18 protein-coding genes are annotated in these 16,823 nt (G+C 44.2%); 16 read left to right on the top strand and 2 right to left on the bottom strand.

The genetic code is table 11. The annotated features are described in order from the left end of the window. The first annotated feature begins 1 nt into the window (after position 1). The 9 genes from mobA (at position 2) to ACR64J_RS09315 (ending at position 6,070) form a co-directional block, all read left to right on the top strand. A complete protein-coding gene (mobA, locus tag ACR64J_RS09355) occupies positions 2-784 on the top strand; it encodes a molybdenum cofactor guanylyltransferase (protein WP_435949424.1) in 783 nt (260 codons plus the stop codon). Next, positions 781-1,302, top strand: a complete 522-nt coding sequence (gene moaC, locus ACR64J_RS09350) for a cyclic pyranopterin monophosphate synthase MoaC (RefSeq protein WP_435949422.1) — start codon at positions 781-783, stop codon at positions 1,300-1,302. The genes mobA and moaC overlap by 4 nt, the downstream gene beginning before the upstream one ends. Positions 1,303-1,373: 71 nt before the next feature. Continuing rightward, positions 1,374-1,676, top strand: a complete 303-nt coding sequence (locus tag ACR64J_RS09345) for a MoaD/ThiS family protein (protein ID WP_435949421.1) — start codon at positions 1,374-1,376, stop codon at positions 1,674-1,676. Positions 1,677-1,750: 74 nt separating this feature from the next. Next, positions 1,751-2,215 carry a molybdenum cofactor biosynthesis protein MoaE gene (locus ACR64J_RS09340; RefSeq protein ID WP_435951061.1) on the top strand — a complete coding sequence of 155 codons (465 nt, stop codon included), beginning with the start codon at positions 1,751-1,753 and terminating at the stop codon, positions 2,213-2,215. Further along, positions 2,181-3,032, top strand: a complete 852-nt coding sequence (gene modA / locus ACR64J_RS09335) for a molybdate ABC transporter substrate-binding protein (RefSeq protein WP_435949420.1) — start codon at positions 2,181-2,183, stop codon at positions 3,030-3,032. The genes ACR64J_RS09340 and modA overlap by 35 nt, the downstream gene beginning before the upstream one ends. Before the next feature lie 59 nt (positions 3,033-3,091). Continuing rightward, the gene (gene modB / locus ACR64J_RS09330; RefSeq protein ID WP_435951060.1) at positions 3,092-3,796 is read left to right on the top strand and encodes a molybdate ABC transporter permease subunit; all 705 of its coding nucleotides are present in this window, start codon (positions 3,092-3,094) and stop codon (positions 3,794-3,796) included. A gap of 69 nt (positions 3,797-3,865) precedes the next feature. Beyond that, positions 3,866-4,252 carry a tautomerase family protein gene (locus ACR64J_RS09325; protein WP_435949419.1) on the top strand — a complete coding sequence of 129 codons (387 nt, stop codon included), beginning with the start codon at positions 3,866-3,868 and terminating at the stop codon, positions 4,250-4,252. Positions 4,253-4,270: 18 nt separating this feature from the next. Then, positions 4,271-4,879: a GNAT family N-acetyltransferase gene (locus ACR64J_RS09320; RefSeq protein WP_435949418.1), complete on the top strand. Its 609-nt coding sequence runs from the start codon at positions 4,271-4,273 to the stop codon at positions 4,877-4,879. A gap of 90 nt (positions 4,880-4,969) precedes the next feature. Then, positions 4,970-6,070 carry a hypothetical protein gene (locus ACR64J_RS09315; protein ID WP_435949417.1) on the top strand — a complete coding sequence of 367 codons (1,101 nt, stop codon included), beginning with the start codon at positions 4,970-4,972 and terminating at the stop codon, positions 6,068-6,070. On the opposite strand, the gene ACR64J_RS09310 is transcribed toward ACR64J_RS09315, so the two are convergent. Continuing rightward, complete coding sequence (locus ACR64J_RS09310; RefSeq protein ID WP_435949416.1) at positions 6,067-6,732, bottom strand: class I SAM-dependent methyltransferase; 666 nt, start codon at positions 6,730-6,732, stop codon at positions 6,067-6,069. The genes ACR64J_RS09315 and ACR64J_RS09310 overlap by 4 nt on opposite strands. 450 nt (positions 6,733-7,182) lie before the next feature. Here ACR64J_RS09310 and gdhA point away from each other — a divergent pair, with 450 nt between their 5' ends. The 5 genes from gdhA (at position 7,183) to ACR64J_RS09285 (ending at position 13,985) form a co-directional block, all read left to right on the top strand. Further along, entirely contained in the window at positions 7,183-8,529 is a 1,347-nt protein-coding gene (gene gdhA, locus ACR64J_RS09305) for an NADP-specific glutamate dehydrogenase (protein ID WP_435949415.1), read from the top strand. A gap of 310 nt (positions 8,530-8,839) precedes the next feature. Then, on the top strand, positions 8,840-10,477 hold the full coding sequence (locus ACR64J_RS09300) for a glycosyltransferase family 2 protein (RefSeq protein WP_435949414.1): 1,638 nt from the start codon (positions 8,840-8,842) through the stop codon (positions 10,475-10,477). A gap of 44 nt (positions 10,478-10,521) precedes the next feature. After that, the gene (locus ACR64J_RS09295) at positions 10,522-11,757 is read left to right on the top strand and encodes a glycosyltransferase (protein WP_435949413.1); all 1,236 of its coding nucleotides are present in this window, start codon (positions 10,522-10,524) and stop codon (positions 11,755-11,757) included. A 16-nt stretch (positions 11,758-11,773) separates the two neighbouring features. Next, entirely contained in the window at positions 11,774-13,003 is a 1,230-nt protein-coding gene (locus ACR64J_RS09290; protein WP_435949412.1) for a hypothetical protein, read from the top strand. A gap of 22 nt (positions 13,004-13,025) precedes the next feature. Then, complete coding sequence (locus tag ACR64J_RS09285; protein ID WP_435949411.1) at positions 13,026-13,985, top strand: glycosyltransferase family 2 protein; 960 nt, start codon at positions 13,026-13,028, stop codon at positions 13,983-13,985. Between the two features lie 11 nt (positions 13,986-13,996). Here ACR64J_RS09285 and ACR64J_RS09280 read toward each other — a convergent pair whose 3' ends face one another. Then, on the bottom strand, positions 13,997-14,788 hold the full coding sequence (locus ACR64J_RS09280; RefSeq protein WP_435949410.1) for a hypothetical protein: 792 nt from the start codon (positions 14,786-14,788) through the stop codon (positions 13,997-13,999). Between the two features lie 463 nt (positions 14,789-15,251). Here ACR64J_RS09280 and ACR64J_RS09275 point away from each other — a divergent pair, with 463 nt between their 5' ends. Beyond that, complete coding sequence (locus ACR64J_RS09275; protein WP_435949409.1) at positions 15,252-16,082, top strand: amino acid ABC transporter substrate-binding protein; 831 nt, start codon at positions 15,252-15,254, stop codon at positions 16,080-16,082. Further along, positions 16,082-16,819, top strand: coding sequence for an amino acid ABC transporter permease (locus tag ACR64J_RS09270; protein ID WP_317198707.1), 738 nt, complete (start codon positions 16,082-16,084; stop codon positions 16,817-16,819). Before ACR64J_RS09275 ends, ACR64J_RS09270 begins: the two co-directional genes overlap by 1 nt. The last annotated feature ends 4 nt before the right edge of the window (positions 16,820-16,823 follow it).

Here is a 16,823-nt window from a genome sequence, read left to right as displayed (position 1 = left end):
TATGACTGACGTTATAAAAGACTTGGCTCATTTGGCAGGCGTGGTCATTTTAGCAGGCGGCGCATCCACACGTATGGGCACAGCAAAAGCCCAGCTTAGATTGCCGCCAGGTGAGCGCTTGCTAGATTATCACGTCAGACATGCGCTTGACTTGGTCAGAGCTAATGTTGTCCATGGTAAAAAGCTACCTATTATGATTGCTGATAATGGTCGCGGGTTTGACGTTGATTCAGCTCTAAAGAACAGCAGCCCGCAAGCTTCCATCATACATATTGCTGATTATGCTAGCGCTGATAATAAAAATAGGAATGATAAGATCAAGACGGGCGGGGCATTGGTCGCTATCGAGTCCGCTTTGCAGACTTTGACTCATTTAAAGCAAGCCACCCAGTTGCACTATAATCCATCATCATGGTTATTGGTTATCAGCTGTGACAGCTTGATACCAGCCACAGACTTATGGCAGAAGTTGCAGCTTGCAGCGACTCAAATAACTAAAAGTCAGTCAACTGATAAAAAAGTGATTTGCTTGATTGATGATAGCCATTTATATCCGCTGTTAGGACTTTATCAATTAAGCCTTGAGCCTGATCTAAAAGCTTATATCGATAGCGGCGCGCGCCGAGTTATGCCCTTTATTAAACCTAATGTACAAGCGGTATCCTTCACAAACAACTGGCAGCATTTAACCAATTTTAATACGCCTAAAGACTTTGAGCAGGCTTGCCACTCGTTAAGCACTCTATCTATGTCAGACTATAAATATCAGAGAAATCCTCTATGAACAGAGACGTCCAAACAGACAATCAAAATACTGCGATCCAATCTGGACTATCGCATTTAGATAGCGACGGTGATATTACCATGGTCGATGTGAGTGGCAAGAGTACCACCACGCGAGAGGCTCATGCGGCCGGACAAGTGCGATTTCCTAGCGAGATTTATCAGCAGATCAAAGCCGCTGATGGCATGACCAAAAAAGGCAGTATCACTCAAACGGCGCATATTGCAGGCATTATGGCTGCCAAGCGCACTCATGATTTGATTCCACTATGTCACCCATTACCACTCGATAAAATAGGCTTGAGCTTTGACTATGATGATCGTTTAAACAGTATCATCGTTAGTGCTACGGTCAAAGTCACGCATAAGACGGGCGTTGAGATGGAAGCCTTAACGGCTGTGAGCATTGCTTGCTTGACCATTTATGACATGACTAAAGCCATATCACATGATATCGTCATTGATAATGTGCGCTTGATAACCAAAACGGGCGGCAAATCTGATTATAGTCATGCTTAGGATAGTAAAGTTTCGTTTTAATGATTAGTAATGAAATGAAACTGAATAGCTTGCAAAGAACGGAGAAAATAATGAGCGCTATTAAAGAGACTGAACGAGCAACCAGAGCAGCAACCCAAGTTGGTGCTGTAATAACTATCAAAGTCCTCTACTTTGCCAGTTTAGCTGACGCCGCCAATTGCCAACAAGAGACCGTAAAGGTTGAGCCGTCGACCTCACTAAGCGAGCTTTATGATAACTTAAGTCAAAAGCATGGCTTTAGTCATTCACAAGAAGAGCTACGCGTGGCGGTGAATGATTACTTCGCTAAATGGTCAGACCCGATTAATGATGGTGATAGCGTAGTATTTATTACCCCAGTCGCTGGCGGCTAGGCAAGGGGTTCGAGATAATCAGTAGAAACCATGAGTAGAGATAACCTATGACAGACAACGTCCACAGCCACTCCATGACCATTAAGCGTAGCGTTGATGAGGTCTATGCTATTGCACAGCGCGATGGCTTTGCATTATTAGATATCGCTATTGACGAAAACCGACTTAAAAATACCTTGGATGATGATCGCTGCGGCGCCTTTGCCTGCTTTGAAGGTCGCGTGCGCAATCATAACAACGCTACCAGCGTTGAGCGCTTAACCTACTACGGTTATGAAGACTTAGCCTTGAATCAAGGTCGCGCCATTATCGAGGAGGCCAAAAAACGTTTTGAGATCACTCATGCTATTGCCATCCACCGTATCGGCGCATTAGAGATTGGCGATGTCGCGGTATGGGTTGGGGTGGTTTCTGCGCATCGTTATCCCGCATTCGATGCTTGCCGCTGGATACTCGATACTATTAAGGCTGATATTCCCGTTTGGAAGCAAGAGTATTACGAGGATGCGCCCTCTAAGTGGCTTAGCAATAATGGTTAGGGTCACAGCGCTTTTGTGCGCAAGTGCCTGTTTACTATTAACTGCTTGCACACGCGAGAGTGCTACAGATACTGCCTCTACCAACCACGAGTCGGAGCAATTGCAGACGCTACGTATTGCAGCGGCTGCCAATCTGTCTGATGTCCTGCCCGATATTATTGATGGCTATCAGTCAACGAACGAGTTGTCCAAGACAAGTATAGAAGTCACGTATGCCTCCTCTGGCAAACTATATGCGCAAATAATAGCAGGCGCGCCCTACGATATATTCTTATCGGCCAATCAAGAATTCCCTGCTAAGCTTGCTAACAATAGCGCACAAAACAAACAAGCTCATCACCCTTTTATTTATACGCAAGGTCAACTGGCACTATATAGCGTCACCAAACCTTTGGATGGATTCAATCCAAAAGCGCTGACTGATATATTAATAAGCGACAGCAGTAGCAAGATCGCTATTGCTAGTCCTGAGCTTGCCCCTTATGGCGCGTCGGCAAAATCCTACTTGCAGGCGCAAAATTTATATAACCCTTTAGAGCAGCAAAAGCGATTAATACAAGCAGAAAATATCGGGCAGGCGTTCCAATATGCCCATACAGGCAGTGTCGATTATGGCTTTGTCGCGCAATCTCAAATTATCGCTATTGATGCTAAACCTGAGCAGTTTATTACCTTAGCGCCTGAGTCTTATCCAGCTATTTTACAAGATGGTATTATCATCAGTGATAAACCTGCTACCATAGATTTTACGAACTATTTGCGCTCAGCCGCAGGGCAGCGGTACTTCTCGCAAGCCGGATATCTTGCGGTTCAATAGTAATCTCTTAGATACAATAAACCTTATACCATTAGTAATGAGCCATGAGAAATGACATCATGATAGATCCATCGCTTATGTCAGACATGCTCAGTCCCTTCTTAGTCAGCCTCAAACTTGCTACGGTTACTACGATATGTCTACTGCTTTTTGCTACGCCTGTGGCCTATTGGCTAGCCAAGCCCAGTCGCGGACCTATCATTGCGCGGATAAAGGTAATACTGATGGGCGTTATCGCTATGCCGCTGGTCTTACCGCCCACTGTGATTGGATTTTATTTATTACTTTTGCTAAGCCCTAGCGCTGGTATCGGTCACTATCTTTTGGAGCATAATATCAGCCCGCTGATCTTTACCTTTGAAGGTCTGGTAATTGGCTCTATTATTTATTCCCTGCCGTTTTATATTCAGCCCGTTTATGCACAGTTTTTACGCATTCCAAAAAGCGTAATGGAGATGGCGCAATTACTCGAGCCAAGTCGCCTAAGGCGTCTTATGACAGTGGCGCTCCCGCAAGCCAAGGTCGGTATTATTTTGGGTAGTTTAATTAGCTTTGCCCATACGATTGGCGAGTTTGGCGTGGTACTTATGATAGGCGGCAGTATCGCAGGCGAGACCAAGGTGGTATCTATCGCTATATACGAGCAAGTCGAAGCGCTCAATTATGACGCCGCGCATATGATGTCAGGTGTTCTAATCATTATGGGAATGGTCATGGTCGCGCTCATTGCGAGTGTTAGCCGTATCAATCAGCGAGGTAGATAAGACGTAATAGATGGTCGTAGATACAAAACGTATGAACGACTACAAGCAGTTAAGTCAAAGAGACAAAATATGATTATAGTGTACGGCATAAAAGAAAATCTTAATCCTATCAAAGCCCAATTATCAGAGGTCATTCATGGTTGCATGATGTCCGTCCTTGGGCTGCCAGAGGACAAGCGCGCGCAGCGTTTTATCCCTATGGACGCTGAGGACTTTTACTATCCGAGCGACCGCTCAGCCGCTTATACGGTTATTGAAATTAACATGATGGCAGGGCGTACGATTGCTACGCAAAAGGCGCTGATTAAAGCGTTATTTAAGCAGATTGAGTTAGAGCTTGGAATAGCACCGATAGATATCGAGATCACGATAAAAGAGCAGCCCGCACACTGCTGGGGCTTTCGCGGTATCACAGGTGATGAGGCGCGCGATTTGAGTTATAAGATTACCGTGTGATCTATATAGGACGAAGGCATGACCGCTAAGATTACAAAAACTAAGATAAAGGTATCAAAAGCAGGCATATCGACACTCACAACAGAGCGCTTAATTCTTAGACAGTGGCAGGCAGGGGACTACGCTGATTTTGCGCAAATGAATGCTGATGCTGAGGTGATGAAATATTTCCCTAAACGCTTAACAACCGCGCAGAGCGACATGATAGCCCATAAGTGCCAGCAGATTATTGAAGATAATGGCTGGGGATTTTGGGTCGTGAGTCTAAAACAGACTAATAAATTCATCGGTATGGTTGGCTTAAACCAAACGCACGCTAATATGCCGTTTGCACCAAGTGTCGAGATTGGTTGGCGTTTGCAAAAGAGATATTGGGGACAAGGGTACGCGACTGAAGCGGCGCGGGCGGCTCTATGCTTTGCCTTTGATGAGCTTAAATTTGATGAAGTCGTAGCCTTTACTGCCGTTATTAATGAGCACTCACAAATGATTATGAAGCGTATCGGTATGAGCAACACTCAAGATGATTTTTATCATCCTATGCTGGACTCAAAGCACTCGCTTGCCAAGCAGGTGCTCTATAAAATAAAGCAAGAGCAATGGTCAGAGGTTCAAAAATTTGCTTAATAATAAGAGCATATCTAACTAAGTCATCTGGGTTTTGTACGTTTCAATTAGTATATAATTGTTTAATTTTAATCGTTAAACGAGATTGATATGGAAGATTTATTAGTAGAATTTGAAAAACGAATATCAAAATTGCTTAGTCTTTTCAACGACGCAAGAGATGGAATTGGTAGCATACCGGTATCTAAAGATGTTAGAGATTATATCGATAGGTTTGTGGAGAGTTACGAAGCCTACAAAACTGTCTTAAATGGAAACAATGCAGAGGAAATAGCTGAGTCGGCTAACAGGGTATGTATTTACGGTGAGGCGTTTGGTAGAAACTTAAAGAAAATTGATGTAGATGACAAAACTAAGGTCTTGGCTAACAAATTGGAAAGTAGCTCCTCCGAATTAAGGGAAATAATAAAAAGCTCACCAATTCTAACAGCTCCTCTGACAGATAAGCATCGTTTAGCTCTCTCCGATGATATGCAAAACTATCAGTCATTTAGAAAGCAGTTAAAACAAGTAATTCAAAATCAGAAAATTTATGATGAGCGTATTAAGAAAACACTAGATGATAGTGAAAAAAGAGCTATTCTTTTAGAGGAAAAATTAAAGACTCTAGAGTATGACTATACAAAAGAGCTAAAAATAGTATCAGATTTGTACGAGTCTGAATTGGTTAAAATTGAAGAAAAAAATGCACAGATAAATAAACTATTGGGAGACGCGGCTGGTAGGGTTATAGTTTCAGAATACGCAGTTAGTGCAGAGCAAGAAAAAGTAGCCGCTGAGTGGTTGAGAGTAGGATCAATTTTTTGTATGGCAGTCATCATTGGAATAGCTGGGTATTCTTTTTGGGAATCTATTCATCAAAGCTTTGATCTGTCTAACTCTCTTTTACGATTGGCATTAGTATTTTTGTTGTCTGTTCCAGCAGCATATTTAGCGCGTGAATCTACTAAGCACCGTCAGCAACAGTATACTCATCTTCAAACCTCACTAGATCTAAAAGCTATTAACCCTTACATAGCATCGTTACCTGAAGAAGAGCAGCATAAAATAAAATCCGAGATTGCTCAAAGAATATTTGCACCTAAAGACTTTCAATCAATAAGTAATGAATCTTATCCAATCAATTCTCAAGAAGTTATCATGGCACTTATCTCAAAATTTGGAAATGATAAGGATAAACAGATAGATTAATCCGCGCGCAAAAACGTCAAAATATGTCCTTTAAAAGGTAATTCTAAATAAGTGGTCTCTATCGGTTTGACGTGTTGACTACTAAAACCTGACGCAATCATTTTAGCCGTGAGTTTATTCTTACGACCGCGCCCAGGATCAACAACGATGACTTCGCATTTAGGTTTAGCATGACGGTTGATAAAACCTGCTAGTATATCGATATGCTGATCTTCATAAAGCAAATCACTACCGATAATCATATCAAACTGACCAAGATGACTATTATCCCCAGCCCAGTCTAAGCGCTCAAAATGAATGGCTTTGCTATTATTGAGCAGCGTATTGCGATCAAGAAAATACTCAACCGCTGGATGATAGTCAGTCGCTGTGATATCAGCATGACGATGATTGAGCAGCAGACTTGATAACGCCATGCCGCAGCCAATCTCCAAAATACGCTTGCCTGCGATATTATAATCAAGCATATGGTTGGCAAGTACCAAGCTTGAGGGCCATATCACTCCGAACATCGGCCAAGACGCCGAGCAAATGCCCAAATCAAGCGCCTCATCGTTAGGATCACTAAACTCTTGATTGTCACGTAAGGTGCAAATATGGATATCAGTACTACCGATCTCTATGGTTTGATAACGCACACGCACAGGAGTCGTTGAGGTCATAAACCCTCCAAAAACAGAAGCAAAAGTGCAGAGTCTGGCAAAGGTGCCACTATAAAGGGAGTGTATTGTCAGAACGAAAGCTGACATATAAAAAGATGTGTTTTAAAAGGACTGTATAGGTAGTAAAGGTTTAAGGGATACAAGTATAAGGGATTAGTGCGACACATAGTGTTACTTCTCAGGGTAGTAATGCTACGCAATCACTTGTGATATCTGACATAGCGAATGTAAATTTGCCTATAGATTCTGGTTATGATGATATTTACTAGACTTATACTGGCAAAAAATGATATATACATACGTTGTTAGTTGGCATTTGTTCTAAGCTTAAAAAGTATAACGACTTCAATCCTGTAGTTAGTCGTTAATACGCTGATCAGTCAGAACACCTCTGCTTATAAGCAAAATTGCGCTAATAAATATCATAATCTCTACCATTAAGGATCTTATATGAGTATCTCTCAGGCTATCGAAAAAGTCGAAGCACGCTACGCCCATCAACCTGAATTTGTACAAGCGGTAAAAGAAGTTGCTCTGACTATCGCGCCTTTATACGACGCTCATCCTGAGTATAAAAAAAATAAAATATTTGAGCGCTTAGTTGAGCCTGATCGCATTATTGCTTTTCGTATCAACTGGGAAAACGACAAAGGCGAGGTGCAAGTCAATCGCGGCTGGCGAGTACAGTTCAGTAACGCTCTAGGCCCGTACAAAGGCGGCGTAAGGTTTCACCCTTCGGTCAATCAATCAATCCTAAAGTTTTTGGGTTTTGAGCAGATATTCAAAAATGCATTGACCGGTCTGCCTATGGGCGGTGGTAAAGGCGGTTCTGACTTTGATCCTAAGGGTAAAACGGATAACGATATTCGCCGTTTTTGCTATGCTTTTATGCGCGAATTACATCACTACGTCGGTAAAGACGTTGACGTACCGGCGGGCGATATCGGCGTAGGTAGCCGCGAAGTCAGCTACATGTTTGCTATGTACAAAAACTTGACTCATGAGCATGGCGGCGTGTTGACGGGTAAAGGCGTGGGTTTTGGTGGCAGTCTTGTGCGTACAGAGGCTACAGGGTATGGCGCGGTTTACTTTTTAGAGAACATGATGGCTGCCCAGAACGACAATATAAAAGGTAAAAAGGTGCTGATATCAGGGGCAGGCAACGTATCCTTACACGCGGCTGAAAAAGTCTTTATGCTCGGCGGTGTACCGATTACCGTTTCTGATTCAAAAGGAACCTTATATGACGAAGCAGGCCTTGATCAACAAAAAATCGATTGGCTCAAAAAGCAAAAAGATCAAAACAAGCCACTAGCGGACTATGTTGATGTCTATGGCGGCGAGTGGTTTGCCGAGCAAAAGCCTTGGCAGTTTAAAGGGGACATCGCTATACCGTCGGCCACACAAAACGAAGTCAACGAAGACGACGCCAAACTGCTGGTTGAGAACGGCATAAAATACGTCGTTGAAGGCGCAAACATGCCTCTAACGGCTAAAGCGGTCGATTATATCTGTCTGCATCGTGTGCATTTTGCACCAGGTAAAGCGGCAAATGCGGGCGGGGTAGCGGTCTCTGCGCTTGAGATGTCACAAAACTCAGTACGTCAGTACAAAAGCTTTGATCAAATTGATGAGCGCTTAAAGCTTATTATGAAAAACATCCATGATAGTGCCGCTGACGCGTCACAAAAATACAACCAGACTGAAGATGGTTATATTGATTATGTGGCAGGGGCTAATATCGTCGGTTTTAAACGCGTTGCTGATGCCTTATGTGCTTATGGCATCTTAAACTAAGTAAGATACACCCCACTCAAAACTACACGAGCGTCTACCTATATAGGTAGGCGTTTTTTTTGTTTAAGATTATTTTGATAGCTTATTTTAATACTTGGTCACAAGACGCTTGCTAAAGTTTTTTAGAGCGCAAGTACCTAATTTAAAACTACTTTTACACTTCTTACCCAGCGTTACATTTATTCGAAATTATAGACATACCCTCTATAATTATCTAAAGACATTGAAGTTATTATTGATTTACTTTCAACTTTAACGACATTTTTAGATATCTAAAAGGTATCGAACGGGCGGCTAGGGATATAATAAAATGATAAGTAAGGAGTTTGATAACAATCAAAGCATGCTCAAGGTACTAAGTGAATTTGTCATAGATAGTACTGACAGTCAGCCTATTTTCAAAAAATCAAATGGCTTTATGGATGTCAATATAGAGCTGTATGAAACCAGCGCAAAAGACAATAGAGCCTCATATAATAATTATACCTCGCAAACTGATGCTACTATATCTCTTAGTTTTCAGCTTATTATCCGCGCTGAACCTACCGCTTTAGTCCTTGCTACTATCCGCTCACTTATTGCTATCAAACACTCCAATGATGAGATTATCATCATCGACAATAACCACACGCAAACGGAGCTATACGAGCCTTTATCTCACTATTGCGACGCGCTTGATGACGCGTTAAACGTCCACTTTTATCATATTGACGCCGTAGAGGGTTTTAAAGCGGGCGCACTCAATCTAGCACTAGGTCTTATGGATCCTAAGTGTAGCCACATTGTGGTTGTAGATAGTGATTATCAAGCATTGCCTAAGGCAAGAGACGCGATTGTCACGGCTATTGCCGCCCATCCTAATCATGCACTATTACAGTTTCCGCAGTTCTATCGAGACGCAGGACGTGCTGATATTCATAGCGAGCTTAACCATTACTTTAACTATCATCTGTATAGAGCGTTCAATCGTACGCGAGCTTTATCAACAGGAACTTATGCGGTCATCCGTCGCCGCGCTCTGTTAGATATGGGTGGCTGGTCAGGTGCGTCAATCACCGAGGACGCGCAGATGGGTGTTCTGATGCACCGCACAGGCTTACGTAGTCGTTTTATTCCTAACGTTATTGCAACGGGTTTATTACCCAATACGTTTTGCGACTTGATCGGGCAACGTCAGCGCTGGATTTATGGTAATGCACAAGTACTCAATACTTACTTTACCGCGCCTACCTTACAAAAGCCTACCCACGAGCGCTTGAGCTACTTACGAGCTCATTTATCGCAGCTGAGCGCTTGGATCAATTTTACGGGTGTTTTTATACTACTGCATATCTGTACGCTGCTAGTGATTTCAGCGTTATTACTAACAAACATAAGCGCAAACATAGCTGCACTACTGACGCCGCTGTATGTCGTGTATGCCGCTTATGGCGTTTTTTTGCTAAGACGCCTATGGGCTTATCTACAAGACTCATCTCCATTAAATAAACAGGTGAATAAGCACTATGCGCCAACACTGAGTAAAAAGTTGCGAGCTTGGGCGCTACATTTAAATTTTTGGGAAATTGGTGCACTGTCTTGGCTTCCTGTGCTTTGGGGACGGGATAAACCTTTTGTTTGTACGCCCAAACAAGATATCGCTCGTACTAAGCAAACGGTACTAGGCGATAATATAAGAGCGCTACCAAAGCTGATCATCATGCTAAATATCGTCACGCTAGCCCTAGTATCGCCATTGTCAGTCTTGTACTCGCCCGTGTTATTTGTCAGTGCACTAATCATTATAGCGATTAAGCTGTGGTCAGCTAAAGTCGCTTTTGACAATTATGCTTATAGTGATGTCAGCAAACCTTTAACGATGAGCAGCACTGTACCTGCTAAAGCATCAAGCCATGTAAATAACTCCATTTCTGCTACGTTTAATAGTAAGAAACTACAGGATTCTTAACGCTACAACCCACCTTTTTATAGTGATAGATTGACGGACATCCCATGCGCACGATTACTGACGATATAAGCGTTACCACAGGCAAGCCATATTCCCCAACTTATACTCATGACATAGCAAATGGGTCATCAAAACCACTGCGTATCGCTATTATCGCGCACTCTTTGTATCCCATTGCGCAGCCGTACGCGGGCGGTCTTGAGATGATTACCGAGCTTATCTGTAATGAGTTGGTCGCTCAAGGACATGACGTGTTGCTCTATGCGCACGCTGATAGTCAAACCGATGCGACGCTAGTGTCCTTTATGACGCGTACGCAGTTTGAGGCACTGGTCTATGATAACGAACATGACTCGGTCGGTATGAGCCGTGAGGAGCTATATCAGTATCTGGTCTATCAGCACGCTATGCGCGATATCATCAGCCGTGATGAACAAGGAGAGATCGATGTGGTGCACAATCACAGCTTACATCACATACCGATGATGATGGGTCAGGCGTTTGGTGCACGTTTTTTTACTACCTTTCATACACCGATTTTCCCGCAACTGCGTTTGGCACTATTGACCCTACGCCACGGCACGCACACCCAGTTCACCGCAATCAGCGCTCATCAGCAGCAGCTATTTGCTGAGTTTGTACCCTCGCACGTGGTCTATAACGGTATCGATGTACAGTCATTTGCAGCCAATACAGACCCAATAAAAGATGAGGTGTACTTTTGGTACGGGCGTATCTGTATTGAAAAAGGTACGCATCTAGCAATGGAGTACTGTAAAGCGGCTGGCAAGCGCCTGATCATTGCAGGGCCTAAGAGTAACGAGGAGTATTTTGATAAGTACGTTGCGCCGCTACTAGAAGAGGATAGAGATGACGGCACGCCAGCATTATTTAATTACGTCGGTCATTTGAGTAAAGCGCAAATCAATGAGCGTTTAAGTCACGTCACCGCCATGCTGTTTACCAGTACTTGGGATGAGCCTTATGGTTTGACCCTAGCTGAGAGTTTGGCTTGCGGCACGCCTGTCATTGGCTTTGATGTTGGTGCAAGTAGCGAGATTGTCACAGCTGATACTGGCATTATCGTACCTAAAAAGGATAAACACGCTTTTATTCAGGCTTTTGATGGTATTCAAGATATTTCTCGCGCGGCATGTCGCCTACGTGCTGAGCAGTTCTGTTCGGTTGCAGCAATGGTCGATGGCTATCTAAGTTTATACGAGCACGCTGTAGAGAATATCAATATGAATGGTGCTCAGAGCCGAGCTGTATCGTTTTAGATTAGGATATCTTTTTATGCGTATTGGCTATTATGCTCACCATCATGGCTCAGGTCACAGCCGTCAAGCGGATAAGTTAGCGGCTCTACTACCTTTTGCATTGCGCTCGCAGATGACCGTATTTACCAGCTTGCCTAATGATGGCTATCGTTTTGATGCTATAGCTGATGAGCAAATCGTACGTTTGAGCGCTGAGGATCAGCTGCCAGAGGATGTGCTACTGGGACGAGCTGGAGAGTATTGGCAGCCAAGTAGTTTGCATTATTCACCGGTAGGTAATAAAAACATTCAAACACGCAGTTGGCAGCTGCTTGACGAGATACGCAAGCGCCAGATTAATCTGATGATTATTGATGTCAGCGCCGAAGTCGCTATGCTGTGCCGCGCCGCTAGCGTGCCATATTTATATGTGAGACTAGCAGGCGAGCGTGATGATGAACCACACTTAAATGCCTTTGCTGGCGCGCTTGGGTTACTGGCGCCTTATCCAAAGACACTAGAAGCAGCAGCGACGCCAGATTGGGTACGGCAAAAAACGCTATATCTGAATTTTATGCCCAATAAGACGGATGAGCCGTTATCATTTACTGCATTTATAGATAAGCTAATGACGCTGACCTCAGATGATACGCTTTATAAGCGATTGTCCTCTGTAGATATCATCAATAAAGGGTCTGAGATGACTTTTGTAACGGTGATCAAAGGGTACGGTGGGCATGAGGCAATTGATGCTAAATTGCCAGAGCTGCGCCGCGTGTTACCAAACGCGTTGATTATATCGCTTGGACCTATCGGTGACGACATGCGCGGTTATGTTGATATCGCCGCTCACGTCGAGGATGTAACGCCTTTTATTACTTATAGTGATTGGCTAGTGATGGCCTGTGGCTTAAACGGTATTGCACAAGTCTATGATTGTGCAACGCCGCTTGTGGTATTGCCCGACGCGCGCCCGCATCGTGAACAAGAAGTGATGGCAGAGGCGCTTATTGAACAAGGACGCGCACTAAGTTGGTCGCAGTTTATCGCTCAAACGACAACGTCAGAGCATCAAGATCCGCCATCTTACTTGAATAAATTAGCAAGTACTGAGTCAATCAATAAAGACAGGGATACTGTGATAAGCACTCAAACTAACACGCCTGCGCACAGATTTATGGATAGCGTCGCTAACTATAATCTTGTCAAAACTTGGTTTGAAGACTGGCTATTGCCTCAATTTGATATAAAACCTAAACAATCTTAAAAGCATAAGAGTATAGAGAGTTATGACAATCAAAGCGCAAGACGCCGATCACAACACAATTGCTGTCACTGTACCTTTGAGTGTCATCACTACATGCTATGGGCGCAACCAGCACTTATACAACTTACTTAGTAGCTTAGCGCAGGGTAGCGCGCGCCCAAGCGAAGTCATCATCGTTAATGATGATGCCGAACCTGCACGCCTTGCAGAGCACGATCTAAACATCGTCAAAATTCCAACGACTGAGAATGGGTTGGCAAGTAATGCGTCGTTCGATATTGGTCGTAATCGTAATCTTGGCGCGGCGCGGGCCGCATATGAGGCTATGATATTCTTGGATGTCGATTGTATCGTCACGCCCACTTTTATTGCGCAGCTATATAATAAACTACAAGCACATCCCGACGCCCTGTTGATGGGTCAGCCGCGCTACTTAACGCGCCCTTTGAGGGATGATGAAGGTAGTCAGCTCCAACAAGGGAAATTATCAGCCGATTTTTTAGATAAGCTGTCGGTATTTAATCCTTATCGGGATAACTTTGATCTACAGCAAGATACGACTATCAAGCAGACGCAAGATTATGGCGCATTTTGGAGTCTTTGCTTTGCGATTATGCGCCCTCAGTTTGAGCAGATTGGTGGTTTTGATACCGATTATGTTGGTTATGGCGCTGAGGATACTGATTTTGCTTTTGTGGCGCGTACGCTGGGTATCGATTTTTATGTGACAAGTGATGTGATTTATCATCAGCAGCATAGTGTCTACCGGCCGCCGCTTAATCATTTGGACAGTATCGTTATCAATGCCAATCGCTTTTATGAGAAATGGCAGCACTGGCCGATGGGAGGCTGGCTTGGCGAGTTTGCGCAGTTGCAATTGATTGACTGGCAAGAGGCGCAAACTACACCCATTTGTATCAAGCGCCAGCCAAGTTATGAGGAGATTACAGCGGCGCACTATCCAGATGCGCCTTATGTATAAGTCAGAATCAATCAATACTGGCGAATAATCTCGACACCTTGCGGCGGCGCGGCAAGCTCTTGTCTCTCAAACGCCCAGTTATGACCTTCCCAAAAATTCGCGGTTTTGTCATCATTATTAAACCCCAGCATCACTATCGATATTGGCGTATCAGTATCTCGCTGCGGCTGTACCTCTAAGCACGCTGCCAACAGTAAACGATACAACAAAAACCCTGACGTTGGCGCGGACGAGTGAATGTCGGCAAAGATAGGATAGTCCTCGACGACGCTGTGCTGCTCTGACAGTACGCTACAGTGCGCTTCACTACGCAGCAGCTCATCAAGCTGACTTGGAATCTTGAGCACTCGCTTGGCAGTAATGGGATCATCGTTAGGTCTTGGGTCATCGCTTGGTGTTGGAAACTGATAGTGTGTATTACCAAACAAAACGCCAAGCGTCGCTTGCTGCGCCATATCGAGCATCGCTGTCAGATTGTTGCTGCGCGGCGGCAGACCAAAATGCAATAAGCTATCGCCATTTTGTCGAAAAAATAGAAGTTTTGGTAAATCCTTAGCGCTAGGATGATGCGCGAAAAACTGAGCATGGATAAAGTCATTAAACAAAACCAGCATATCTGTTGGCTGCAAAAGGGCCTGTAATTTGTCTTCGGTAATCGATGGATTGTTCGCCACTAAGATAATACGTTGTCGATCCAATAGCGCATCTTGTATCACAAAAGGCAAGGTTTGATAAGGAGAATAAAGAACATCTGCATAGTCATAATTGTTATTTAGGGCTGCAGTTTGATACGTGTTTTGCATAGGTGGTGAGGGTCTCATCAAAGAAGAAGAAATTGGCTTACAATGCTGATGTATTATAGCTCTTGAGCATAAAAATAACTCGATTATATATGGACTCAGCGTGCAAATACTCATATGCCATATCTGCAAAAAAGTCATGTAAATTATGCGTGCTAGTAGACAAGTCACGAAGGTAGATCTCAATTAAACGTTTGTAGAGACGACACCTAATCGGGCGCTAAAAATATGCCGCATAAAAATACGTAAAGTAAGGTTCATATTCTAAATAGGCATAAGCCTTCAAGCATTCAATGTTTGGGGCTGTTTTATGTATAAGGGATAATAACCAGATGTTTTTATAAAATGTTATACATATTGAAAAATACCCTTGCCGTCTTCAAATCAGTCCTCACCCGCTATAGCACGTATGTTATATTTGACAACATTGCTCATTCTTTATTCATTCCTCTTATAAGGACGCCTTATGAATCGTCGTACTCTTTTGGCCTTTGCCGCTAGCACCGTACTACTTGCCGCTTGTGGCCAATCAACCACCACTGATGCCGATACCACTACAGCAGATAGCACGGCCGGCTCCGATCTGCTGCAACGTATCAACAATGGCGGTACTATCAACGTCGGTACCGAAGGCACTTACCCGCCGTTTACTTATCACGATGAGAGCGGCGCGCTGACCGGTTACGATGTCGAAGTCACTCGCGCCGTCGCTGATAAACTGGGAGTCGATGTTGATTTTAAAGAAACTCAGTGGGATGCGATGCTGGCAGGTCTAGATTCAGAGCGCTTTGATATGGTTGCCAACCAAGTGAGTCTAACGACGCCTGAGCGCTTAGCTAAGTATGACAAGTCGCAAGCGTATAGCTGGTCAGGCGCGGTGGTCTTAGCCGCAACCGATGACAATCGCTATAGCTCATGGGAAAACTTAAAAGGGCTGCGTAGCGCGCAATCACTCAGTAGTAACTATGGCGAGCTTGCCGAGAATTACGGCGCTGAGGTGATACCTGTTGAAGGAATGGCACAAGCGATCCAACTGGTCAAGCAAGACCGCGCGGACTTTACGATGAATGATAATCTTGCGGTACTCGACTATCTCAAAAAATTCCCAGATAGTGATCTTGAGATCAAATTGGTGGCTCCCGCTAGTGAACAGACAGGTTCAGGTTTAGTACTGCTCAAAGGTGATGACGCCGTAGTCGCAAAGCTAGACGAAGCTATGGCAGCACTGGCAGCTGATGGGACGCTTACCAGACTCAGCCAAGAGTTTTTCGGTGCTGATATAAGCCAGCAAAAATAATGCTAGCGTCTATAACCTCAGTGCTCGCAGAATTGTTGGCACTCTTGCCCTTTATGGATGCGGCGCGGGCACAGATCGTTATTACCTCATTCTGGCCTATGCTCAAAGGCGGTATCTACTATTCGATACCGCTGGCGCTAATCTCCTTTGCAATCGGTATGGCTATTGCGTTGACGGTAGCACTCATTCGTATCGTGCCGCGCGCAGGCTGGGTTCACAAAATAGCTTATAGGCTCGCCCGCATCTACGTCTCTGCTATTCGCGGCACGCCGATGCTGGTACAGTTGTTTATCATCTTTTATGGTCTGCCAAGTATAGGGCTCAAACTTGATCCTTTTCCCTCGGCGATCATTGCTTTTTCACTCAATATCGGTGCTTATGCGTCAGAGACGGTGCGCGCCTCTATTTTGTCTATTCCAAAAGGGCAGTGGGAGGCAGGCTCAACGGTCGGGCTTACCTACCTGCAGACCTTTCGCCATGTGATACTACCGCAAGCGCTACGAGTGTCTGTACCGCCATTATCTAATACCTTTATTAGCCTCGTCAAAGACACCTCACTTGCCTCATTAGTACTAGTCACTGAGCTGTTTAAACAGGCGCAGATCATCACCGCGCGCAACTATGAGTTTATGCTGGTCTATACCGAAGCGGCGTTCATATATTGGGGTATTTGTCTGTTTTTAACCTTTATCCAAGGTAAGCTTGAGACGCGACTTGATCGTTACATCGCTAAGTAACGCT

This window comes from Psychrobacter sp. DM8 (assembly GCF_051307025.1).
GTDB lineage: Bacteria > Pseudomonadota > Gammaproteobacteria > Pseudomonadales > Moraxellaceae > Psychrobacter.
Note: the sequence above shows the minus strand (reverse complement) of the source record. Positions and strands in the feature narration are given on the sequence as shown.